Here is a 22,901-nt window from a genome sequence, read left to right as displayed (position 1 = left end):
AGAAAAACCATGAGTATCCCAGTTCACCCTATATAAAGGAAGAGGCAGGCGTGTTGCACTTACTTTGCGAATTCGGCACTTAAAACAATAATTGTTATGGGTACAAAATAAATTGAAGAGCGTATATCTACGCTAATGAAATTGAATCTTCCCAGATCGACGGGATTGCCTTCAATGGCGGCGACAAAAAATCCGGGAGTTTTAAAAAGTAATGCATCCATTCCGCTAAACAACACGAAACCGAAAATACTGATAATCAGAAAGGATTTGTAATTATAAGCGTAGCTTAGTAGGCGGCGATACAAATTGATAGTATTGCCGTTTGCGTCAGTTAAAGTGCTGGACATCGATCTGCCTTAATAAAAACAATGCGGAATCGCCAAACGATTCCGCATCAATTTACGTATTGAAAATGAAGTGACTTTACTTGCTTGCAACCGGCGATAACCAGCTGGAGTATTCTCCCAGCGTACAGCGTCAAAATAAAGTGAGTATAGGAATTACAAACCACCCTTTTTCCCCAACAAGCTTAGTATCTTACCCCAAATTCTCGACATCGTTTACCGCCTAAACCCCAATTTTTGTAGTTGAACCACACCGATCAATCTTGTTTTGATCAAAAGGCACCCGATGAAGACAGGATGAGATGTCAGGCGCCCCACCCGCTCACACCGACCTAATCTAAAATCAGGAAATTCTTCCGAATGATTTGATTTTTATATCTACTGTGTGCTCCGGAAGACACTGGCACCTTTAGAGCCTGTAGGATTAATCTTAATTTGTGTTCCACTGGTTGACCCAGTGTTCGTCTTCAACCTGGACTGTCAAGTAATTAGACGCCCCTGCATAACCCCTCTTTTTTATGCGAAGGCCAGCAAATATCGGCAAAGTAAGCATTTTCAGTTCTACCCCCACGCTAAATTCTTCTTCCCATCGACAGAATCATTCCCATAAACGCTAATATATCGATAAAAACAGGGTGTTTTCGCAATTTTTTGGCAACAAGAATAGTCTCCAGCATTGCATTGATCCATTTTTTCAAATTCCATGCACAAGCGGCCATAGAAAGATTAATAGCGTCGCCAACGTGACGTTTCAGGTAATTTCTGGATAGCCTGTAGTGCTGTTTTAGATGACCAATAATGGTTCTATAGCTGCACACTGTCGACACATTTTACGTTTTTGATCGCGCTGATAACGACTATCTCGCTTCAATGCCTTCTTCGGTAAAACGATCATTACCCCTGCAGCTTCTTTAACACCGCCATAACCTCGATCACATACAGCCTTGGTAATCGGTTGCTGTCTATATCTATTCGCAAGATCAATAACTTCTTCCAACGTGTGGCTATCCTGAACATTCTCTTTGTGGCTAACCGCGCTAAAAATAATGCCCCTTTTGCTGTTGATACGATGGATGCCTTGGTTCCGTACTCATAGGGTTTGTGATCTTTACCCTTAGCAATGCTATAGACTTGAGGCTCATGCTAACTGTAAATTTTATCTTTGTCACTTTTTTGTTGTTTCACCACTTTTTGATAAAGTGGGAAATCTTTTTCGTAGAATGCATGTTGCTCATCCGTTAAACAGCGCTGTAACTCTCTTATTAAGATCCCTAGGATGGTACGAAGCCGTTTAGCCGCTTTTTTACGTGTGGAAAAAAACGAAGCTGAAGACGAAGGGTTTTCACCTCCTTAACGAAAGTTCGACGTTGTTGAATACCGTGGATTTTAGCTATTTTATTTAACCGATTGATAATTTTTATAGTGAGTTTCTCATCGATTGGGTACGTAATAAATTTTTCCTGAACTGTGGAGTCCACATTGACAACAGGTTCTTCAATGGCATCACCATGAATTTCAAGCGACATCGAAAAGATTGACTCTACACCAACAGCACCGATTCGCTTTCTAAACCGACTTAAGTCACTGGGGTGACAAGGAAAGGCGCTTACAAAGCTTGGCGCACCACAAAAGTATTGGTAGCAAGGATTACACTTGTATCGAAGAACAACTTGCTCATCACTGAGGTTTTCTAATTGTTTTAGAATCAACAAGCCTACCATGAGGCGAATCGGCAAGGCAGGACGGCCATTATCGAGCGTATAAAATGGCTTTAACTCCAATTCGAGTTTTAACCAATCGAGTTCATCCGCAAGCATTATGAGAGGGGTCATTACCGGCAACCGAGCAAATACTTCACGTAAGTAAGCGTAAGGATTTATGCCGTTGGCTTTTGCCGTTTCAGTCAGGCTATATAAAAACGAACAACACTTATAATGTATTACTCATTTTTAAACCAAACATTTTTCATTGACACAGTGTTAAACAATAGATATCCGGTCGCTTTTAGAAAAAATGCACATATTGCTTTATTAAAATTTAAACTAAGTTACCGACCCAACAAGATAACCAGCCCCTTTAATAATTGTATTTACCTTATACTCAAAATACATTTTGTAATTCTTAGTTATAAAAAACTCGGCCGCAAGCGACCGAGTTTTTAGAAGAGCCCCAGCTGCTTACTGTTTTCTTCACCTTTATTCATAGCTTCAAGTTGATTCTTAACATACTCGCGAATGACTTTTTCACTCGCATTTCCGATCGTTTCGACAAAGTAGCTTTGAGTCCACAATTTGCCACCCCAGAAATATTTATGCCTTATTTGTGGGTGTATTCGAAAAAACTCTCTTGCCGATAAGCTTTTGATTTTCTGCATAATACTTGATGGTGAATCTTTAGGCTCAGCTCTTACAACCATATGTATATGATCTACTGGAATCTCAAGCTCCACAATTTCTATATCGTAGTCATATCCGATCTTCTGGATAATGGCTTTCAAATCTGCTCGAAATGGTTCTTCAAAAACTTTATGCCTATATTTTGGTATCCATACAAAGTGATACATTATTCTATACACATGATGAGTATTTCGACGTAACTCCATAAGTTGGCTACCCCACAATGGCTAAAGCCATTGTACGCTATCCAGCTCGGGGGCAAGCCCCCGAGATATACGCTATGCGGTTAAACAATTCTTTTAATAGTTCTTTTTCAGATTCAAAATCCTTGTTAGCAGCATGAACGGAAGCTGCAAAATAAATGGTTAACGCTTTGCAGTAATTATGATCTAAAAAAACTTACTATTTTTCGATAATATTTTTTCAAACACCCTGTCAGATGAATATCTTTTAAACCCATAGGAAAGCCGTTCACTAGTAGTTTCAAATTTGTTTACTCCAAAGAAAGGGATAGATTTAGGCAATACAAGATTTTGAAGCAACCTTATTATAAGGTCCATATCCTCGCCGACAGGAAATTCTTTATCAAACAAACCAATATCAATAAGCTTTTCCTTTCTAACACACAGACCATAACTCGTCGCAACAGAAAGTGCTGTCGCAAAAAAATGGTCCTCATTCCAGTATTTTCTTGGCCATATTCTATCTATTCTCGAAATTTGTTTATCTGGCCTAGACGCATAAACAACTACATCACACCAAAAAAAATCAATGTGTTGATTTAAGTGAATGCACCTGATTAAGTTATTTAGATATCCGACTCGAAGCTCGTCATCGTCATCTAAAAACAATACCAATCGTATTTTGCTATTTCAATACCCAGATTCCTTGCTTGAGAAACACCTAATGACGATTTATTTTCTAAATATAAATAATTTGCGCCCATCTTATTTCTAATTTTTTCATATGACTGACTTGATCCATCATTAATCAATATCACTTGACAATCATTAAAACCCTGCGCCCTAACACTTGCAATGGCTCTTTCAGCTAATACAGGCCTATCTTTGCTTGGAATGACAATAGAAAACCATACTTCAAATATTTGTTTTGCCGTATAATCGGATTGAAGAATAAATTTTTAACTCTTTATTCTAGCGCGATATTATTCAACTGAAGAGAACATTATACGTCTATGCCATTTTCTCTACATCACTCTTCCAGTCACAAACAAAGTCTATCCAGTTTGCGATTCCATACCATAAACTAGTCTGGTCGCCAATGCCACAGGTGTCGGAATAGTAATAAATACTACACGACTCTCCGGTATAAAATACATATGAATTTATAGTCTGATCTTTAAATAGAAAGCCATCAAAATCCGTCACAAATGAGCTTAAAATTGTTTTGAGTATTCTTTTAACGCTTTTGTTGTTATAAAACAAACAGTGGCTTCCGACATATTCTGGACTACTATATCCATCAACATCATACATATCCGATCCTATCGAGTGACGATCTAGTGGGCCACCCCCACTAGGATCAAACACTATCACATCAAAATCTTTATCAAATTCTTTGATCATTTTTAACGCTTTTTCAAAAAATCCTTCTTTGCACACAAAATCATCCTCAAGAACAACCGTAATACCGTCCGTTTCGGTAATGCTTTCTAAAGCTTTTATATGTGCTATCCAACAGCCAAGCACCCCATTTTGACGATTAACAGGCAGCTTCTTGAGATATGACTGAAATCCAAATTTCAGATAATTTTCTATAGAAATATTCTGATCGTTAACCATGACCCCTTGAATACGCTGAGATGCATAAGGAAATTTAGACAACAATTTACTTATTAAAAATCGCTTTTCGACATCCTTATCCATGTTGATATATTTAATATATGTAACATTACTACTTTTACTACTCATACCCAAACATGACTTAAAGATTTTTTTCCGCTTCGGATTAACTAACTTGTAGTGCCAAAAATATCCGCTCGCCCTACTATAAGTATGCATACATATTTTCAACCTATTTTTTCGATAATACGCAAAAAATCTATGCTCTCTTAAAAATAAGTTAAAACAATCTCTCGCCTGACGTCGCCATTCATAGCTCAAAACCAAATCAAAAAAAAGCTTTATCCTTCCCTCGCGCCACTCATATGAAAAGCTTGGCAATGATTGTACCTTTGTCAAATAATTAAGCGTCTCTCGCTTCACTCTAGCCCAAGCCACATATCCGATAGGATCACCGTTTTCATTTTTAAATATTTTAATGTTATCGCTATAAATAGCATTCATAATTCTTGATTGCAATTCTGCAGGAGTATCCAAATTATTATCAGTTCGGATACGCATTATATCTAGAAGGTTATCTGATACTTTTTCATTCTGCTGCATGAAGAGCGCCCTCTTTACTTGAACCGGAACATAAATAGCGAGAAAGAATTGATAGTTTGTTATAGTAATTTTTATAAAAAAACCCTTTAATACTTTTACTTGCGAATCCAAATAATTCTTCTGCCCCATTTAGCGATTCACTTAAAGTGACGAATTCCGATGTCTGATTATTCGCGATTTCGTGGATCAAAAATCTATTAGACTCGACCTTAAGCTCAACGTGAAATTCTTTAGATCTATATATTGTAATATCTTTACCATTATTATAGTCAAACACCCAGTCTGCGGCCCAGTCGTAAAAATCAATGGTATTTTCGATTTCATCAGGTGTGCCATTCATGCAAAGTTCGCTTATTTCTTTGTCTACAAGTAACAAATAAAACATTCCTGGCAATACCGCCCGCTTGATCGCAAGTATGCTACATCTGAGAGTAAAGTCTAGCTCAGTACTTTCATCCTCTGTCGCGAGGCCTTGAATCAAGTTTCTAAATACATTGATTATTTTCTCTGAATTTAACTTGTTCAGACCGGATGCCTCTACCATTCTTAGTCCGGCTAATCGATCCTCAAGTGATATATATACTCCAAGAATCAAACTTACAATCGGATCAGATGGATTGGGTTCAGGATAATTACGACTTACATACTTCGCACCATTTATTACTAACATTACCAATGATTTAAATAATTCTAGATCTTGCTTATATTTATCGCATATTTTTTCAAATGGCAAACCAAATACATACCCAAGATGAAGGCTACAATAGGCATCAAGTTGCTCGTTATAGTATGAAGCTAACGAATTAGGATTTAACACCAAATCATTCATTTTCCCATATGTATAAAGTAGCTCGATACAAAATAAAAGTGGCTCACCGGCCTCATTATAAAATATACTTGACGATCCGAAATTTTCTCCTCCACTCAAAAATGTAGATAGACATAAATCTAACCAACGACCGTCTATTGAGAAATTTGATGGACTCAATGTAGAGTGCATAGCCCTAGCAACCCTTGCAAATGCCATTTGATTCGCACATTTACTCAAAAAGCTTCCCAAAAACATAATAAACTCATTGGGAGAAGCGAACATTTCTGCTAAATTTTGATTCACAATTTTTGTTCGTGCAAAATCAGGCCTTATTTGCTTTTGATATTCCGAGCATGGTAAGAAACCAGCTGCAGGTAAAAAATGTGCCGGCCGAACACATGCTTCTCTTACTAGAATCGAACCCCAACATTTTTCCTTTGTAATTGGGTCAATTGCAGTATCCACCCCAGTAAAAATGATCCCATAGATATCAACCACACCAATAGGAAGTACTTTTGACATTACATTTGTAAATATTACCTCGCATATTGCCGATCGCGCATCAAGCCCGCCGTAAGCATGAACTAAGTCATCGTGATCTCCAGCAAGAATATTTGCTCCTATGCCTTTCAACTGGAAACTACCGAATGTTCCACAACGGGCACCTCCTCCGTTTAGGCCAATACCCTTGCCGCCGTATCGCTCTGCTAATAGTTGAACTTTTTCGTCTCTATTAAAAGTAAGCTTACTGAGACAGTTAGTACCTGGAATGGCAAATGAAAATTGCTGGGCAAAAGAGACCTTATCACCATTAAATTTTGGAGATAGCCACGCAGTTTTTAACCCAGATATTTTATTTGCTTCAAATGAAGCCCATTCATTTTTAAGAACATGAAATAAATCTATATATTGCATATTTACTGAAGCTCCCTCTATTTTTTACAAGATCCCTAAATTTTTGTATTCCTCAATCTTACTTGAGTGCACAAAAAAACCATTAACACGATCATCCATAACGTCTGAAAATACTAACTTTTCATTTAACCTAACAGCAAATATATAATTTATCTTTTCAAGAAATTCTGTTACCTCTTTATTACGATTACCATCCTCTATCATAATTAGCGGACAATACTCGACAATAGTGTCAAAACCGCCTTTTAGAACATAATACTCTAAACCTTCTACATCAATTTTAATTGCGGAAATCTGCTTCCAGGAAAAATTACTTTTTATAATTTTCAATTGATTATCTAGAGTATCTACAGGAGCCAGAAACTCATGCATACGAACATTAATCCAGTCATCTGCTTTCATATAATTTTTAATATGAAAGCAGATATCTTTAACCATGAACTCAATATTTGGGTTATTCACAGCGGTTGACAAGGCGAAGACCGGAAGATTATTGACAACCGGAACTACGAATTTTAACGTTGAAGGCTCGTCAAATAATGCAACCAGCTTGTATTCATATTTACCAGGTCTCATTTCTTTAATTTTTTCCAGTAACGGAGCGTAAAATTTTACCGGTTCAAATGAAAGTATTCGTGTACCAGCACCATAGGACCACAAATCAGCTACGGAATAGCCCCAATTTGCTCCAATATCTAAAATCAAATCTTCATCATTTTTAAAAGCGCTTAATATAATAAGATCCTTATCGTAGCAATTTGCATTGTTTATCCGATCCTCGATATACGAAACAAAAACATCTTCACGTCGATTAGTTAACTCTAGATCATGAACATCTTCGGATCTATCATCCTCAATAAAAAAACGGTGCAATACATTACGGATATTATCTGCTAACTGAACATCGTCTCGATGAGTTAAGAATCCGGAACAGTTGTGTTCATCTACATTAGCGCACATTCTTTTATTCATATACTTCTGCTAGAATCGTTTGACTATCAGTACGTGAAGCCCGCTTGCCTTCTATTAAAGAAAGATTGTAGATAATCTCTTTAAATTTCAAAGAACATTCTCCAAGAGTATGGTTAGCAATGACAGCCTTACGACCTATATTTCCCATAGTTATTCGCATTTCTTTATCTTTTATAAGATTAATCAAACATTTCGCATACGACTCAACGCTAGGGGCTACAAAGAGAGCTTCACTATCAAGCAATGAATCTTCGAACCCTCTGTGAGCAAGAGGCGAAATCACCATAGTTTTGCCTCTTAATAGAGACTCCATTACTTTTATGTGCGTACCACTCCCTTTATATACAGGGGCAATAGCAATATCTATATCTTTATAGACATTCTCAATATCGTGTACGTATCCACACAATTCAATGCTGCAATCATTCTTCCATTTGAGAAAATATTCTTCCGGCAAACCTGAACCGACGATTTTAAGTTTTGCTTGTGGACACTCATCAAAAACTCTGGGCCAAATGTTAGTTACAAAATGATATAGGCCCTCGTAATTTGGCGCATAATTTAACACTCCAATAAATAGTATTTTGACATTTTCTTTAATGGCTTTCTTATTTATTGATGCTGGGATTGAAAAAGGTCGGTACGCAATTTTGTTAGGTACCAATGTGAAATTACTTCTCCATGATATTTGTGAGCTTTGCTTTGAAAAGATAACTTTTCTAACCTTTTTAAGGTTCCTTTGATAATTGTAGCATCGGAATTTAAATGATAAATTCTTTTTTAATTTTGCAATTTTTTTCAACTCTAGCTCTGAATTCTGCTGCACAAGCAATTCCATGTAGCAGTCATCACAATCTAAAATTAGATTCTTTAGTTTTAACGCCCCTAAGCGCAACGCTGTATTGTAATATCTTATAAATACGTAATCATAACAACCTTCATTTAGTATCTTTTTTAGCTTGCGATGTAACCGCTTTTTAAAGCCAAAAAAATACTCTTTCCAGCCTATATCTATATGCCCCATATACGAATGATTTTCCCTAAACTCTTTTGCTAATGGATAACTCACACCGTTGGGATTAGAAGACAGCACGTCGACATCAGCGAAGCCGCAAAGTTCCGTGTAAACATGGTAGCTTCTTATTGCATGGCCAGCTCCGTTGTTGATGGGTAATGAAGGTGCGATAAAAAGTATTTTCATAGAATTTTCACTTCCGGTGTATATTTCGGACTCCAGCTCGTTTGGTTATTCTTGCGAGCAAACAACTAGTGCACTTTCGCAATAGTAACATTCCACCTCATACTGGTGATATGAATATCTTTTGCAGGCAGGATCAAAAACATAAAATGTTTCATGATTAACTTTTAAGAGCACAGCATATCTATTCATTCGCCATCGAATAATACAGGGTAAATCAACATTCTTTATCTCAATGAAATTCCCGTCAAAATATTGCATGTGCAAGCCGTTTAAGTCACAAAGTTCTTTTAGTTTATTTATCGATGAAATATTTCTAAAATGACTATATTTATTTTTAAAAACTGAAAACGACACGTTTTGACCATGGTAATTAAGCAGCATAGCGACGCAAGCAAGAGCATCTTCACCTTGCTTGCGCTGCTTGATATAGTAAATTCCAAAGTCTGGATAGACTTGAGTCAAACCCAATAATTTCCGAATATTTAATAAAATTGACATATTTATGTTCTTAGGTAAATAGTTCCTGCTATTACTTTAAATTCTTACGGGGCGAGGCCCGACAAATAAAAATGCTATCAATGACTTCCGTGCTAGAATGCGAGTCGAGCATCCTTTAATTCAAAGGGGATGCTATTTGGGTGTATAATAATATTCACTTCTAAACTATATAAAGGTTACTCACATTACTCGATTAACGTTAAGTCAGGTTATTACTTATTCATAACGCAATGATTCAATTGGATCGAGGTTGGCAGCTTTAATTGCAGGCACTATCCCAAACACCAACCCTATAACGATTGGAAAACCGAGAGAAATTGATACCGACCACCAAGGTATATATATGAAGTCGATTTTTGGTATCACAGCTGCTACTCCCTTTGCTATTAAAAAACCAAAAAAAAGGCCAATTATTCCACCTAACATGCATAACACGATAGACTCGATTAAAAACTGTGAGAGAATATGCTTTCGCTTTGCACCGATAGCTTTACATATACCAATTTCCCTAGTACGTTCGGTAACAGAAACCAGCATTATATTCATAATCCCGATACCACCCACCAACAACGAGATACATACAATTCCTCCCATTACAAGAGTAACTGTTACAGCAATCTCAGAGAAAGACTTTTTTAACTCATCTGAAGATTTCACTTTAAAATCATCATCTTTTTCCCTGATATTACGTGTTCGCCTCAAAAGGTTTCGAATATTTTCTGCCACTATATCAGCATCGCTCAAGTGATTTACCGCTAACTGTATTTGAATATCAGTTTGCGCCAGATTACCATTTAGGCTTTGCATTGTTTCATAAGGAAAAATAATTGTATTATCGTGTTTAAATGGAAACATACGCTCACCTGCCTCAATAAGGCCTACAACTTTGACCCATTCAGAATTAACTTCAATAAATTCTCCCGTTGGATTTATAGGCAACATTAAATCGTCACGCACCTTCACGCCAATGACACAAACTCTTCGGCGCCTTTTATTGTCTCTCTCAGACAGAAACCTTCCATTTTCAACAAACAGTTTATTAACATTAGAATAAGTGCTGGTAGTACCAATAAGTCTCCCTGAAGTCGTCCTTGCACCATAACGCACCTTGCTCGAAAAATTAGGGCTAAGCACCGGCGACGTATAATCTATACCACTAATATTGTCATTAATTTTTTCAAAGTCACTAGGCGTAATACGAGCAATATGCTGATTTAGCCGGTCTTCATAAGAAGTATACGATGAAACAGTTAAACTTTTTGAACCCAAACCCTCAAACTGCTTACTGATACTTTCGCTTAAACCTTGTACTATAGAAATAGTAGCGATCACTGAAGCAATCCCTATAATAATACCAAGCACAGTCAAAATACTACGAAAGCTATGCGCTCTAATAGAAAAAAGAGCCGAACGAAAACATTCAATAATATTAAACACGTTTAGATTTTCTAACTTGGTCTTTCGCAATTTTTCCATCTTGCATGTAAACCACCCTATCGCATCGACGAGCAATTTCATACTCGTGCGTAACTATTACTATAGTGTTTCCTTCCTGATGTAATTCATCAAAAAGGTTCATAATTTCGTTAGATGTAACAGTATCTAAATTACCAGTTGGCTCATCCGCCAATAAAAGGGAAGGTTTTGTCACCAGTGCACGAGCTATCGCAACGCGTTGGCGTTGGCCGCCAGATAATTGATTGGGCAGATGATTCTCTCGTTCGCCAAGACCTACTCTCTCCAAGACCATTTGTGCTACATATTTGCGTTCCTTCGACCCTATGCCGCGATACACTAGTGGCTGCATTACATTGCCCAGTGCAGACATTCGAGTCAATAAATTGAAACTTTGAAAAACAAACCCAATTCTTAAGTTGCGCACATCCGCCAGCTCATCTTGATTAAGTGTATTTACGTTAATCCCGTTGAGCAAATAAGTACCACTAGTAGGCTTGTCAAGTGCGCCCAAAATATTCATCATCGTAGACTTTCCTGAACCAGACGAGCCCGTGACGGCGATATATTCGTTTTTGTCTATTCTTAAATCAACTCCGCTTAACGCAGACACAGTTTGTTGACCAACAAAATACTGTTTTAAAATATTTTCCAACACAATAAAAGCCATAATTACTGTCACTAACGTCCAACATTGGATACCGAAGACAATGCTGTAGAAATAGTTTTGCCATCTGTTATAGACTGCATAAAGCGTTGAGGGCCGACGATAACCTGATCCCCCACATTTAATTCACCTTTTGAAACAGAAGTGATTTCCTGGTACTCATCATCGTTCGTTCCTAATACTACTGCTACGCGTCGAGCCTTGCCGTTGTTATTCACAAACACATAATTATTATTATCTTTATTTAGAGGACTAAAAACTGCTTGAATAGGTACAGCTATCTTTTCAACCCTACCATTGGGAAAAATCTCAGCACGTACTGACATGCCTGAAAAAAGTTTTAAAGTAATTTTTTCTTCCAAACGGATTTTAACGGAAAAGCTTAAACCATTGTGACCATTCACGGTTCTAGCAGTTTCACCAATAAAATATACTACACCGTTTAATGGGTGTTCAGAATAAGCAATAGCAGTAACCTCAACATGCTGACCTATACTGACATTGCTAATATCCGCTTCATCTACATTGATTTCTGCGTATAAAGTGGAAGGGTTTACTATTGTCATCAAGCTAGATGCTGAAAAATTCATAGTTCCAGAAACCGCCGTTTCACCAACCTTAATAGACAACGATGTAACAACACCCTTAATTGGTGAGTATATGCGCGTTTTTGCAAGATTGCCCTTAGCTTGCGCTAACTGTGCTTCCATTTGAGCTAATTGTTCCTTCTCGGCACGAATATCTAATTTTGAGGAAGACAACTGGAAAGCAACCTGCTCAAGCGTTTGCTCATCACTAAGCCTTTTGTCAAAAATTAATTTATATCTTTTCCATTGTAACAGTACGTTTTCATATCTTAATTCTGATCGCTCCACCATAATCGCCTGCATGCGTACAGCGGCTTCATTTTGTTCTACCGCAGAGAGATAAGCTTCATCATCAATTATTAATAACAATTGCCCCTCAGCTATACGGTCTCCTTCTTTTACTAAAAGTGATTTTATCTTTCCAATAACTTCTGTACTCAAGTTTACTTTATCTTCATGATTTAGGTTGCCTGAAGCAATTATTGACCGACTTAGTGTTCGAAATTGTAACTCTTCAGCTTGCAGTGCAAGTGTTTCACTTTTAACAAAAATAAATGGCCGCGCTATTGTAGCTACTAAAAGCATAATAACGATAATGGAAATATTTTTTTTCATTCCACATCTCTATTAATATAGTTGCCGTCGCAAACCACTGTCAATTCAAACAAAACCGTAAGAGCAAACAACAAAAGATATCTAAATAAACTTACCCACGCAATAGCAGTCATCATTATTCAACTAGTGAAAATTCGCCAATTAACTTTAAAACACCAGAACTCATTCCGTACAGCGGTGAAAACCAAATAGTATAGAGACCACCTCTTCTCTAGAGCCTATAACGCAACAATCTACCTAATAAGCATCTGGTTAATCCTTCCTTACAAATGAGCACATAATCTTTTTAAGAAACAAAACAGCACGCCAAAAAAACGAGAAAAACCAACCTCAGAAGAATTTTGCGGCGTGCCACAGGTAAACCAATTTAAAGTGTAGCTAAAGCAAGCAATGGAAGATTTAACCGCTCACCACCCAACAGCTACCTATATTTTTTTATCATTTTCTGAGCGCAACATTAACCATCTAACTGCAAACATCATGGCAGAATTGGTTGCTAATATAGGTACATTCTCGGACATTATCGGTGCCAGTACATACCATTGAGTAGACTACTGAACAGACTGAGTAGCAAAAACCACCGCCAACTACCGACTCAATTTCATCAAGACTCAACCCACGAATACCCGTTAATTCACTCACATCTTTACTCATATCTTACTCCATTAATTAATAATTAAAAGTAATGCAAATTCCTTTTCGCTGGCACTACGCCAATGCTCGCAAGCATTTCCAATTCAAAAGTCCTTAATTCGATTAAAACTATATTTTAAAATTGAAGATTCATATTTATTATTCGGTCTGCAGAGTTTATTGTTTCACCTCTATGTGCAACCGTTATTCTAGTAATATCAAGACTTTTTACATTATCGTTTATAACAGATTCATTACCCAAATCGAGATGGCTAGTTGCCTCATCCATAAATAAAATTCGAGGCTGGCTATACAGTGCTCGAGCTAATACTATTCGTTGTTTTTGGCCACCACTTAAACTTGACCCCATATCACCAACTAGCGTGTTATACTGCATTGGCATTTTTAGAACATCATCATGAATACAAGCCATGCGCGCACTTTTATGTACTTCATCCATCTGAAGCTCAGTCGAAAAACAACTAATATTTTCAGCCATATCGCCGTTCAACAATTGATCCTCCTGCATAACGCCTGCAATTTGACTACGATAATGTAATATATTTTTAAGCGGTATATCATCAATCAGAATTTCACCTTCTGTTGGCTTTAATAGCCCCATAAGACACTTGAGTATTGTGGTTTTTCCACACCCACTCGGGCCGGTTATAGCGACCGATTCACCCGGCTGAACGGTAAAACTAATATTTTTAAAAACGTTAGGCTCATGTTCGCTGTATCGGTATGAAAGATCACGAACCTCTATTTTACCTGCTATTTTCTGCAGGCTATAAGAATCCTCACCTAATACATTTTGTTTATCAATTATCGAATGTCTATCAATATTTTCCGATGGAGTGAATGCAATATCAGCTAAGCGACCCAAATGCACATCCAACATTTTCAAGTCCACCCACTTACTAATAAGACTATCCATAGCACTAACAAACCTGCCTTGAAAACTCATAAATGCGTAGACCATACCTAATGAAAGCACACCTTCAATAACAGATATTGCCGCAAAATAGATGATCAAAATACTGCCTAACCCAAACAAGAAACTGTTAATAACGCCATAACCGATTCCCCAATTGGCAATGCGAATGTCTCGATTTATTACAGCTGCGAGACTATTTAACCACTGAGCCTGGCGATCATTCTCCCGCTGGAATATCTTAATCGTTTGAATTGCACGAATAGATTCCATAAAATGAGAATTTTCTTTTGCACCCGCAATAATACGCTCTTCCGTTAGCATCTTAAATGGCCGAAAGAAAACCCAACGGAATACCCCGTAAAGAGCAACAACACCTAGCACAATAAACGAAAGTTGTGAGCTATATAAAAACATAGCTATTAAGGTAATCACCGCCATAACACCATCAATTATTGCTGCCACAATACTGTAAGTAAGCAGGTTTCTAACGTGTCCTAACGAACCAAAACGCGAAACAATATCTCCCATATGGCGCTTTTCAAAATATTCTATGGGCAAGCGAATTAAGTGACGAAACAGATTTGAAGACATTTGCATAGACAATCGATTAGCTATATGCAATATTACGAATTCACGCAGTGTGTTCGTGGCAATTTGCACAATCATGAGTAAAAAAAAGCCCAAAGCCAACGCAATAAGAAAACTTTCTCCACGCGATGGTATTACATAATCGACTACAATCTGCATGTAAAATGGAGCCATTAGCGCAAATAGCTGAAGCATTAGCGATAGCATTAAAACTTGTGTTAGATTACGTTTTAAGCCAACAATTCGAGACCAAAAATCACTTAGCTTAAGTAATTGCTTTTCTTCTCCTAATTCAAATTCTTTTGTAGGGCTCAACTCCAAAATGACACCCGTGAACTCTTTGTTAAATTCTTCCTTATCAAGATGACGCACTCCTAAAGCGGGATCATGCACTACCATTTTGTTTTTTTTCACTGCCTTTAAAACAACGAAATGATTAAGCCCCCAATGCGCGATACAAGGTAATTGAACATGATTTAGATGTTCAGGCTCAATACGTAGTGCCCTTGGCGCAAGGTGTAGTCCCGCGGCCATATTCATAATATTTTTTAAGTTTACGCCCTTACTGGATATTGAATAGCGCCGTCGCAAATTCATTATATCTGTGTCATAACCGTAATAACCTACAATCATTCCCAAACATGCCAAACCACACTCTGCCATTTCAGTTTGCAAAATCATTGGCAAACGATATGAACTACCGAATTTGAGTAAGGCATCAGCGCGCACCGCGTCTATCATACATTCTCCATTATTTTCTATCCTTTAAACTGATAAATGGCCTTAAAAACCAATCAATTAATTTTCGATCCACTAGCCTAATATCCGCTGATAGAGTCATCCCGGGCTTAAGAAATAAATTTTTGCCATACACCTGCACGTTAGGTGATAATAAACGCGCAGCAACCCTGTATACTGGTTCTTCAATCGCAATCGGAGCATTATGCCTATCAATAGGTAATAGAATTGTATTCGATATATTCTCAATCTCCCCCTGTGACAATCTGGCTTTTGGATAAGAAAATGCATCATATTCAAAATCAAGTAATTGCCCTTGCTTTAACGATCCAACTAATCTGGCAGGAATTAATATATAGGCTTTTATCTTCGCCTCATTTGGCATTAATGTGAGCAATGGCATATTATTTTCTAAAAGCACCTGCTGACCTTCTCGCACCTGCAAGTTACTCACGATACCCGATTGAGGTGCCTTCAGTATTTGTGTGTATTCACCACCATCCTGAGCTTCTTGCTTCGCAAACCCTTTAAATGTTTCACACAACTCGCTAACCTTGACAATTAGCGCGCTTGGCAACTTAAATTCACTCTGCTCTGTTTGTATTTTTACGATAAAACTATTGCCAAGAAAAGACTTTATAGGCGCCAAGTGCGCATGAAGGTATTGGCAATACGGTTCATATTCCTTAAACAGCTGCCAATTAAGTTGATTGTTGGTATTAAGTTTGGGCTCAATTCTCAAGACCATGAGTTGCTGGCCTTTGGTAACCTTCTCGCCTTCCCCTACTAATAACTTTTTTATTAATCCTGAATTTTCGGGATACAGTTTCACCGAACCTCCTGGTGCTTCCAACCACCCATGTACAGTTTCGTGTTCGGTATAAGTACTAGTGAAAAGCCACAATAATAGAAAGCCCACCCATACTAGGAGACCACCTAAGATTAATGTATGTGAAATTCTCGGAAGTAAGATGACATCGCCGTATAAACGTTGCTTACGATGTTCTATCGCTTGAGTACGGAATAAATGCACAACAAATCCATTTGAAAATTCAAAGACCACCTCAGCATTACTGCAGCTAAAAATTTAATATCTGCGTATTCGCTATGACTTAAGGCTAAGAAATGAGCGATTATATTACTCTTAGGATTGAGCATATACAACTTTTTTTAATTTAAATCGTTATAAATATTCATCCGAGACATATTGCATACTCAATTAACCAATCGTGCTCCAAAAATAGTTTCATATTGTTTGTTTTAATAACCTCATTTAGCGACAGTTAACAATAAATGCACCAAAATAACGATTAATTAACACATTCACAAAACCATAGAATGCATCTCATTATCAACAATTCCGTTTTGTGAAAGAACAGCAATTTATATTTGTATGAGTCTTCTAACATTAATATTCGTCTGATACGAATAAATAATTGGCCTAGATTCGGCTATACGTTTCTCCTTTTCTCAATTCGCACTTTGGCATGAGATTAATGTCGGTTACTATTTTAAATTTATAGAATTTGTTAACCATATCACCAATCCATAGGTATTATATAGCTGTATTCCCCAGGCCAATTTGGCGATGCTGTCTCCCACTTGAATTTACACAAAACTTTTTGTATTCCCCACGGCGGTGGCGGACCGGGAATGGGTGTAGTGGTCTAATGACACCGGACACGTTAATGAGAGACAATAACTGTCAACGATTAAGGTGCCATCATGAGTCAAAAACGTACATACAAACAGTACCCGAAAGAGTTTAACCGCATAGCGTAAATCTCGGGGGCTTGCCCCCGAGCTGGATAGCGTACAATGGCTTTAGCCATTGTGGGGTAGCCAACTTATGGAGTTACGTCGAAATACTCATCATGTGTATAGAATAATGTATCACTTTGTATGGATACCAAAATATAGGCATAAAGTTTTTGAAGAACCATTTCGAGCAGATTTGAAAGCCATTATCCAGAAGATCGGATATGACTACGATATAGAAATTGTGGAGCTTGAGATTCCAGTAGATCATATACATATGGTTGTAAGAGCTGAGCCTAAAGATTCACCATCAAGTATTATGCAGAAAATCAAAAGCTTATCGGCAAGAGAGTTTTTTCGAATACACCCACAAATAAGGCATAAATATTTCTGGGGTGGCAAATTGTGGACTCAAAGCTACTTTGTCGAAACGATCGGAAATGCGAGTGAAAAAGTCATTCGCGAGTATGTTAAGAATCAACTTGAAGCTATGAATAAAGGTGAAGAAAACAGTAAGCAGCTGGGGCTCTTCTAAAAACTCGGTCGCTTGCGGCCGAGTTTTTTATAGACGAGACTGTAGCGCTTGTTCGCGAACAAGGCTATTCCGTTCCTGAAGCGGCTAAATCTCTAGGGATCGCGACAAACATGCTTTACAAATGGAAGGAAAAGATTGATGCCGAGCTTGAGGGGAAAGTGTTGGTCGAAGATGAGCGTGCAGAGTTAAAACGCCTGCGCAAAGAAGTCAAAGAGTTGCGTATGGAGAAAGAAATTTTAAAAAAGGCAAGTGCCTTCTTCGCGAAAGAAATGAAATAAAGTACGATTTTGTTCATCGGGAGTCATCGCATATCCCCGTCCGCTAAATAGGCATCAATCTCCCGCTCAAAACAGTAGTCGGCGTTTTCAATAGCATTTTTCCTTCATTAAATCATAGGGTCTTTGAAGTTATTGACCATCTGCATTTCCAGCAAATGGATAATAGCCCCATCTTACTTCAATAAAGTGGTCAATTCAGCAGGAATTTTGTTGTTTTTGGAGTTTTTCGACGGCTTCAACCGCCGCGTTAACCTGCGGAATTTTTGGGGTGACTTTTGGGTTAAAGTGGCGCAGCCACCCAAAAGGCTCACCGAAATTTACGTCTGATTGAACGATTTGTTAAGCATAACGCCGCTATACGCGGAAAATTTGGAATGGCGCGTTTTGTGCTAGAGTAGCGAATAAGCGCAAAACGAACCACGGAAAATTTGATAAGGGTAGGGAAGATTTCTCTCCCCTCCTTCCGAACCGTGCATGCAGTTCTCCCGCACACGGCTCTCCAGTCGATTGTTTCAACATCGTGACTCACTCGCTCTAACAAAGGCCTCATGCATAGTGAAAAGCCCTAGTTTTGCGAAGAAGATATTTGGCCATGCTATGTGGTCCAACACATTCCTACCTGTACCGCCGCTCTTCTTCAGATACTTACGTAAGATACTACGTAATCGTCGTCGAACAAAGCCGTCAATAAAGCGGAAAAGGGTATACCACGCATGTTTAAAGTATTCGAACCAACCCCTCAGCACGCGATTTAATCCAGCAATCACCGCTTTTATACTTTTACCCGGCTGCCGCCGCGTGCCAATTCGGATTTTACTCCGCAGACCGTCGATGGCCTTTGCCCGTGCGTAACGAAAACCTTCTCGGAACGTATAGCCAAGAAAGTCAAAACCATGCTCATCGCTTAGCTCATGACTAATCTTCGTTTTGGTTGGGTGTAAGGTAAGTTGATGCTGTTCAGTCCATTGGGTCACTTTTCCCAGCGCCAACTCTGCTTCTTCCTGGCTTCGACAAAGGATCACGAAGTCGTCCGCATAGCGAATAATCTTGTGCGATTCCCCTATTGTTTTATCTAAACCAGTAAGATAGATGTTAGCGAGAAGCGGGCTTAAGACTGCGCCCTGCGGCGAACCCTTTATGGGCGTCCACTCATCAACTCCATCAAGGATGTTTTGGTTAAGGTAGGATGTGATCAAACCTAGTAGCGTTTGATCGGCTATATATTCCTTCAGCATGGATATCAACAGACTGTGATCGATTGCATCGAAGTAGCCCTTGATGTCCGCATCCACTACCCAGTGTTTGCCTGCACGAAGCTCTCGGTTTACTTCACGTAACGCATCTTTAGCGCTTCTCTTCGGTCGGAATCCGTAACTATCATCACAAAATTCATTCTCGAAGATCGGCTCCAACACCATCTTGATCGCCATTTGCACAATACGATCTTTTATCGTAGGGATGCCCAAAGGACGCTCTCCGCCATCGGCTTTAGGGATGTACACCCGCTTAACCGGTTTTGGCTCATAGCATTGTGTCTTTAATGCGTCGTGGAGCTCTTCAATATAGCGTGCAGCGTGGGCGTCGAACTTAACGATACTGATATTATCTACGCCTGCAGCACCTTTGTTCGCTCGCACTTTCTTCCAAGCGAGGCGCAACGTTTTTAGGGCGTAAACTTTATCCATCAAACTATGCCATTTACCGCCTTTGACGCCGTCACCCAGCGCCGTAAGCATTCGGTCTGTCCAGACCGTAGCTTCCCCTCGAAATAGTCTTTCATCCGGAGGTTCTGATCGGGGTTTAGAGCTTTCACTCACTAGGCGATCTCCATTAGGGCTACGTTCTATTCGTTCCAAATCAATCTTCCTGCCCCACTTTTCTAAAAGCAGCTTTGGTTTCTGCTTGTCTCAAAAATATTCCCCTTCAACAAATTGTCGTCAAGTCTATTCAATTTCAGCGGCAAACGAATCACCTGTGTTTTGTTCAAGCAGTGCAATCTGCTAACTCGAAATAGACCAATTAATTTTCAGAAAATATCCTCACCGATAATATTAGGGCTCTGACTCCTACCCACTGTCACTACAGCGCGTAGGTCTCCCCGCTTCTCTCGCGCAATCTTCCCATCATTCCATCTCCAACCATCCCATATCGTCGAATAATCGTTTAGCGTTAGTTAACGTTATCCGTGTTTTTCAGGCTTCGCCAAACTGGAGAAGGCTCGCCACAATATGAAACCGAAACGAGTTCGCTTTACTACGGACTGATAGTTCGTCTTCCGTTTCTCCCCACCCTGCTTCACAGCAACGCAGTTACGGTCGACTACAAAGTTCTAACTTACTTTGGAACGGACTTTCACCGCACTAATTGCGCGCAATTGCGGGCGCACTCCAGGCCAACTTGTTGGCCGAGGTATAGCGCCTTGTTAGATTGCGAACTACACGCCTGAACAAACCTACGCTGCGAAACGCTAGTGGAGCCTTAACTCAACACTGGCGAAAACAGTGCTCACCTGATTTAAAATTAATGTTAGCTTACTGGCGAGAAGAGCGAACGGGAGGATTTTTGACGGCTTCTCCCTGCTACGAACCTCTTAACCACTACCGCTAGAACGTTACCACGATAGTGAATCCACCAACAACCGACGAAACGAAAGCGGTTAACCTGACGCAAAATACAGCGCCCAAAGAAAGGATTGCAGCGCCTAATGCAGGAATAGCCGGTTTATTTTTACACCCTACTCCCAACGTAAATCTTTGCTATTACTCCAAACCCAAAAAAGGGCCATTACGAAGTGAATAACTCACCCAACATTTAAAGTAAATGGCAGAGCCTTCTAACGCCCAAAGCAGCTGGCCGAGCAAGCGCTTAACGGCCTGCTTTTTAGGCCGCTGCTTGCTTGGGTCAGATGCCTTTGTTTGTTAGAAGCTTTATTTATAAAAAGTACCACTGCGGACACCCACTTAAGATTACTATTTCAATGTATAGAAGGTCTGACCAGCAAAATCTTTATACTTCTTAAAATCTCCTCCTGGCGCACTTGATCCTTTTGTTCTCCATCCATACAAGCCTTTTGGACTAGTATCAATAAAACCTGTTAGAGCATTTTTAGAAGCAGCATTTTTTGCATTCTCTATAAAGTTTGCGTAAAGCTCGCGTTTAGCATGATTATAATTATTAGCGATTACTAAGAAACTAGTCAGATTAAGCTTAATAGACGAGTTAATTTCGGGGTACTTTTCGAAACCATGAAACTGGTTTTTTGCTTTGACAATATCGTAAATTGTATACTTTGACTGACCAATAGGTTTTACAGCCCCAAAAATGTTAGGTGTTTTATGGGCTAGTCTATTTTCAATAACTTTACGCATCCAAAGCATAGATGTTTTGGATTGGCCTTCGTTATATACCAAACCATTACCTGGATTAATACTTTCGGCCAAAAATAAGCGGGTAAGCATACCTTGCTCATTATTCTCAAGATCCAATGAAATATTGATTTTTGTAAATATCTTTATATCCAAACTGGCTACAGGCTTACTATCAAGCTCCGCTTTCAGTGTGGTTTCTCCATTCTCGATACCTTTAATATCGATCACCCATATCCCTTTAGGACCATTAAATGGAGATGATTTTATCGCGACTTCAATGTTTTTTCCGTGAGTCAATTTTATATCTGCTGATGTTCTAGCTTTTACACCAAACAAATGAACGCGTTTTTTATCTGAGCTTGGAATTTCAACATTTTTTAACGCTGTGTTGTGATCGCTTATCGAAGTAAACTGTCCATATATTATTCCCTATTTATTACTATTACATCACCATCGATAATGGCATCGAATATATGCTTTGAAGCCCAATCTTTTGTAACAAGATAACTGCTACCACCTACTTCTTCCTGCGTGTTTACTACGCTCGTACTAAGGTCAATCAACTGGCCACTATTGGGATAACGAACACCCAGCCAACTATCCTCATCATCGGAGCCGAGATACATGATCCACAACAGTTTTTCTTCCTGCCAGAACATATATGTCTGGTTATCAACTTCTGGGTATTTACTTACAAAAAAATGCTGTATTTGCTTAGTATTATGGCTTCGTTCTTGAACAATGTGGTGGAGTGTTTTCTTGAAAGCATCTATGCCTTCAGATTCCAAAATGGAAGTAAGCGCTACCTTCTCAGCGCCGCTTGGATTGGTCGTGCCTGTATGACTGGTCGCGCAAGCCTGAATAAAGAGTACGAATGTAATAATGAAAATATATTTATACATATTCAACCGATGATCCTCCTAATGCAATAGCGTTATAGATAAAATACATTAAACATACCCGTTAAGACAATTTTGAGCTATTTCGTTGGCAATGCCTAGAAAAAGAAAAAATATTGTACAAAATTCAAAAAAATGAGCTATTGCAACGAATTTTTATCGTGATTGAGACGGACAGCCACGCACGCTTGCTCCTACCCATACTGCAATGTATTCTTACTAATCCTAAATTTTCACTGCTCAAAAGGAATTTTTGTAAAACACCCTGGCAATATTTTGGCCTTTTTGGGGAGATGGTGTC

General features: G+C 38.7%; 22 protein-coding genes. 2 read left to right on the top strand and 20 right to left on the bottom strand.

Annotation, left to right across the window (positions count from 1 at the left end; all coding sequences use genetic code 11):
* Positions 1-59: 59 nt before the first annotated feature.
* The 17 genes from H5715_RS02575 to H5715_RS02490 form a co-directional block, all read right to left on the bottom strand.
* On the bottom strand, positions 60-347 hold the full coding sequence (locus tag H5715_RS02575) for a hypothetical protein (RefSeq protein ID WP_075185767.1): 288 nt from the start codon (positions 345-347) through the stop codon (positions 60-62).
* 781 nt (positions 348-1,128) lie between these two features.
* Positions 1,129-1,341, bottom strand: coding sequence for a hypothetical protein (locus H5715_RS02570; protein WP_075185766.1), 213 nt, complete (start codon positions 1,339-1,341; stop codon positions 1,129-1,131).
* A gap of 274 nt (positions 1,342-1,615) precedes the next feature.
* A complete protein-coding gene (locus tag H5715_RS02565) occupies positions 1,616-2,251 on the bottom strand; it encodes a transposase (protein WP_484600451.1) in 636 nt (211 codons plus the stop codon).
* Between the two features lie 251 nt (positions 2,252-2,502).
* Positions 2,503-2,946 (bottom strand): IS200/IS605 family transposase, encoded by a 444-nt coding sequence (gene tnpA, locus H5715_RS02555; protein WP_139309837.1) that lies wholly within the window; start codon positions 2,944-2,946, stop codon positions 2,503-2,505.
* A 183-nt stretch (positions 2,947-3,129) separates the two neighbouring features.
* Complete coding sequence (locus tag H5715_RS02550) at positions 3,130-3,591, bottom strand: glycosyltransferase family protein (protein WP_075187332.1); 462 nt, start codon at positions 3,589-3,591, stop codon at positions 3,130-3,132.
* A complete protein-coding gene (locus H5715_RS20495) occupies positions 3,582-3,779 on the bottom strand; it encodes a glycosyltransferase (protein WP_425507032.1) in 198 nt (65 codons plus the stop codon). Before H5715_RS20495 ends, H5715_RS02550 begins: the two co-directional genes overlap by 10 nt.
* Positions 3,780-3,933: 154 nt before the next feature.
* Positions 3,934-5,145, bottom strand: a complete 1,212-nt coding sequence (locus tag H5715_RS02540; protein WP_075187333.1) for a glycosyltransferase family 25 protein — start codon at positions 5,143-5,145, stop codon at positions 3,934-3,936.
* Positions 5,132-6,871: a hypothetical protein gene (locus H5715_RS02535; protein ID WP_075187334.1), complete on the bottom strand. Its 1,740-nt coding sequence runs from the start codon at positions 6,869-6,871 to the stop codon at positions 5,132-5,134. Before H5715_RS02535 ends, H5715_RS02540 begins: the two co-directional genes overlap by 14 nt.
* Positions 6,872-6,895: 24 nt before the next feature.
* A complete protein-coding gene (locus tag H5715_RS02530) occupies positions 6,896-7,843 on the bottom strand; it encodes an FkbM family methyltransferase (RefSeq protein WP_075187335.1) in 948 nt (315 codons plus the stop codon).
* A complete protein-coding gene (locus H5715_RS02525) occupies positions 7,836-9,044 on the bottom strand; it encodes a glycosyltransferase family 4 protein (protein ID WP_075187336.1) in 1,209 nt (402 codons plus the stop codon). The genes H5715_RS02530 and H5715_RS02525 overlap by 8 nt, the downstream gene beginning before the upstream one ends.
* A 45-nt stretch (positions 9,045-9,089) precedes the next feature.
* Complete coding sequence (locus H5715_RS02520; RefSeq protein ID WP_075187337.1) at positions 9,090-9,542, bottom strand: cysteine peptidase family C39 domain-containing protein; 453 nt, start codon at positions 9,540-9,542, stop codon at positions 9,090-9,092.
* 216 nt (positions 9,543-9,758) lie between these two features.
* Positions 9,759-10,979: an ABC transporter permease gene (locus H5715_RS02515; RefSeq protein WP_175574320.1), complete on the bottom strand. Its 1,221-nt coding sequence runs from the start codon at positions 10,977-10,979 to the stop codon at positions 9,759-9,761.
* Positions 10,972-11,667, bottom strand: a complete 696-nt coding sequence (locus H5715_RS02510; protein WP_175574321.1) for an ABC transporter ATP-binding protein — start codon at positions 11,665-11,667, stop codon at positions 10,972-10,974. The genes H5715_RS02515 and H5715_RS02510 overlap by 8 nt, the downstream gene beginning before the upstream one ends.
* An 11-nt stretch (positions 11,668-11,678) precedes the next feature.
* Positions 11,679-12,866 carry an efflux RND transporter periplasmic adaptor subunit gene (locus H5715_RS02505; protein WP_075187339.1) on the bottom strand — a complete coding sequence of 396 codons (1,188 nt, stop codon included), beginning with the start codon at positions 12,864-12,866 and terminating at the stop codon, positions 11,679-11,681.
* Between the two features lie 465 nt (positions 12,867-13,331).
* The gene (locus H5715_RS02500) at positions 13,332-13,520 is read right to left on the bottom strand and encodes a hypothetical protein (RefSeq protein ID WP_139309892.1); all 189 of its coding nucleotides are present in this window, start codon (positions 13,518-13,520) and stop codon (positions 13,332-13,334) included.
* Positions 13,521-13,635: 115 nt separating this feature from the next.
* Positions 13,636-15,765 carry a peptidase domain-containing ABC transporter gene (locus H5715_RS02495; protein ID WP_075187340.1) on the bottom strand — a complete coding sequence of 710 codons (2,130 nt, stop codon included), beginning with the start codon at positions 15,763-15,765 and terminating at the stop codon, positions 13,636-13,638.
* A gap of 10 nt (positions 15,766-15,775) precedes the next feature.
* Entirely contained in the window at positions 15,776-16,795 is a 1,020-nt protein-coding gene (locus tag H5715_RS02490; RefSeq protein WP_139309893.1) for an HlyD family secretion protein, read from the bottom strand.
* Positions 16,796-17,611: 816 nt separating this feature from the next.
* Between H5715_RS02490 and tnpA (H5715_RS02485) the strand changes: the two genes are divergently transcribed.
* Both tnpA (H5715_RS02485) and H5715_RS02480 read left to right on the top strand, forming a co-directional pair.
* Positions 17,612-18,055 (top strand): IS200/IS605 family transposase, encoded by a 444-nt coding sequence (gene tnpA / locus H5715_RS02485; protein ID WP_139309837.1) that lies wholly within the window; start codon positions 17,612-17,614, stop codon positions 18,053-18,055.
* A gap of 29 nt (positions 18,056-18,084) precedes the next feature.
* Positions 18,085-18,333 (top strand): transposase, encoded by a 249-nt coding sequence (locus H5715_RS02480; RefSeq protein ID WP_075186124.1) that lies wholly within the window; start codon positions 18,085-18,087, stop codon positions 18,331-18,333.
* Positions 18,334-18,845: 512 nt separating this feature from the next.
* Here the strand turns inward: H5715_RS02480 and ltrA are convergent.
* From ltrA to H5715_RS02465, 3 genes are all read right to left on the bottom strand, one after another.
* A complete protein-coding gene (ltrA, locus tag H5715_RS02475) occupies positions 18,846-20,189 on the bottom strand; it encodes a group II intron reverse transcriptase/maturase (protein ID WP_075186125.1) in 1,344 nt (447 codons plus the stop codon).
* Positions 20,190-21,302: 1,113 nt separating this feature from the next.
* Positions 21,303-22,037, bottom strand: a complete 735-nt coding sequence (locus H5715_RS02470; RefSeq protein ID WP_139309801.1) for a hypothetical protein — start codon at positions 22,035-22,037, stop codon at positions 21,303-21,305.
* 86 nt (positions 22,038-22,123) lie between these two features.
* Positions 22,124-22,603, bottom strand: coding sequence for a hypothetical protein (locus H5715_RS02465; protein WP_075186127.1), 480 nt, complete (start codon positions 22,601-22,603; stop codon positions 22,124-22,126).
* Positions 22,604-22,901 lie beyond the last annotated feature (298 nt).

The sequence above is a fragment of the Teredinibacter haidensis genome, from assembly GCF_014211975.1.
GTDB lineage: Bacteria > Pseudomonadota > Gammaproteobacteria > Pseudomonadales > Cellvibrionaceae > Teredinibacter > Teredinibacter haidensis.
The sequence above is the reverse complement of the archived record's forward strand: the minus strand, read 5'-3'. Positions and strand labels throughout refer to the sequence as shown.

Bases quoted from the DNA above. Each gene is read 5' to 3' on its own strand.
- tnpA (WP_139309837.1), top strand. From the start codon at position 17,612: ATGGAGTTACGTCGAAATACTCATCATGTGTATAGAATAATGTATCAC.
- H5715_RS02525 (WP_075187336.1), bottom strand. From the start codon at position 9,044: ATGAAAATACTTTTTATCGCACCTTCATTACCCATCAACAACGGAGCT.
- H5715_RS02505 (WP_075187339.1), bottom strand. From the start codon at position 12,866: ATGAAAAAAAATATTTCCATTATCGTTATTATGCTTTTAGTAGCTACA.
- H5715_RS02535 (WP_075187334.1), bottom strand. From the start codon at position 6,871: ATGCAATATATAGATTTATTTCATGTTCTTAAAAATGAATGGGCTTCA.
- tnpA (WP_139309837.1), bottom strand. From the start codon at position 2,946: ATGGAGTTACGTCGAAATACTCATCATGTGTATAGAATAATGTATCAC.
- H5715_RS02540 (WP_075187333.1), bottom strand. From the start codon at position 5,145: ATGCAGCAGAATGAAAAAGTATCAGATAACCTTCTAGATATAATGCGT.
- H5715_RS02495 (WP_075187340.1), bottom strand. From the start codon at position 15,765: ATGATAGACGCGGTGCGCGCTGATGCCTTACTCAAATTCGGTAGTTCA.
- H5715_RS02530 (WP_075187335.1), bottom strand. From the start codon at position 7,843: ATGAATAAAAGAATGTGCGCTAATGTAGATGAACACAACTGTTCCGGA.
- H5715_RS02520 (WP_075187337.1), bottom strand. From the start codon at position 9,542: ATGTCAATTTTATTAAATATTCGGAAATTATTGGGTTTGACTCAAGTC.
- H5715_RS02575 (WP_075185767.1), bottom strand. From the start codon at position 347: ATGTCCAGCACTTTAACTGACGCAAACGGCAATACTATCAATTTGTAT.
- H5715_RS02465 (WP_075186127.1), bottom strand. From the start codon at position 22,603: ATGTATAAATATATTTTCATTATTACATTCGTACTCTTTATTCAGGCT.
- H5715_RS02510 (WP_175574321.1), bottom strand. From the start codon at position 11,667: ATGGCTTTTATTGTGTTGGAAAATATTTTAAAACAGTATTTTGTTGGT.
- H5715_RS02500 (WP_139309892.1), bottom strand. From the start codon at position 13,520: ATGAGTAAAGATGTGAGTGAATTAACGGGTATTCGTGGGTTGAGTCTT.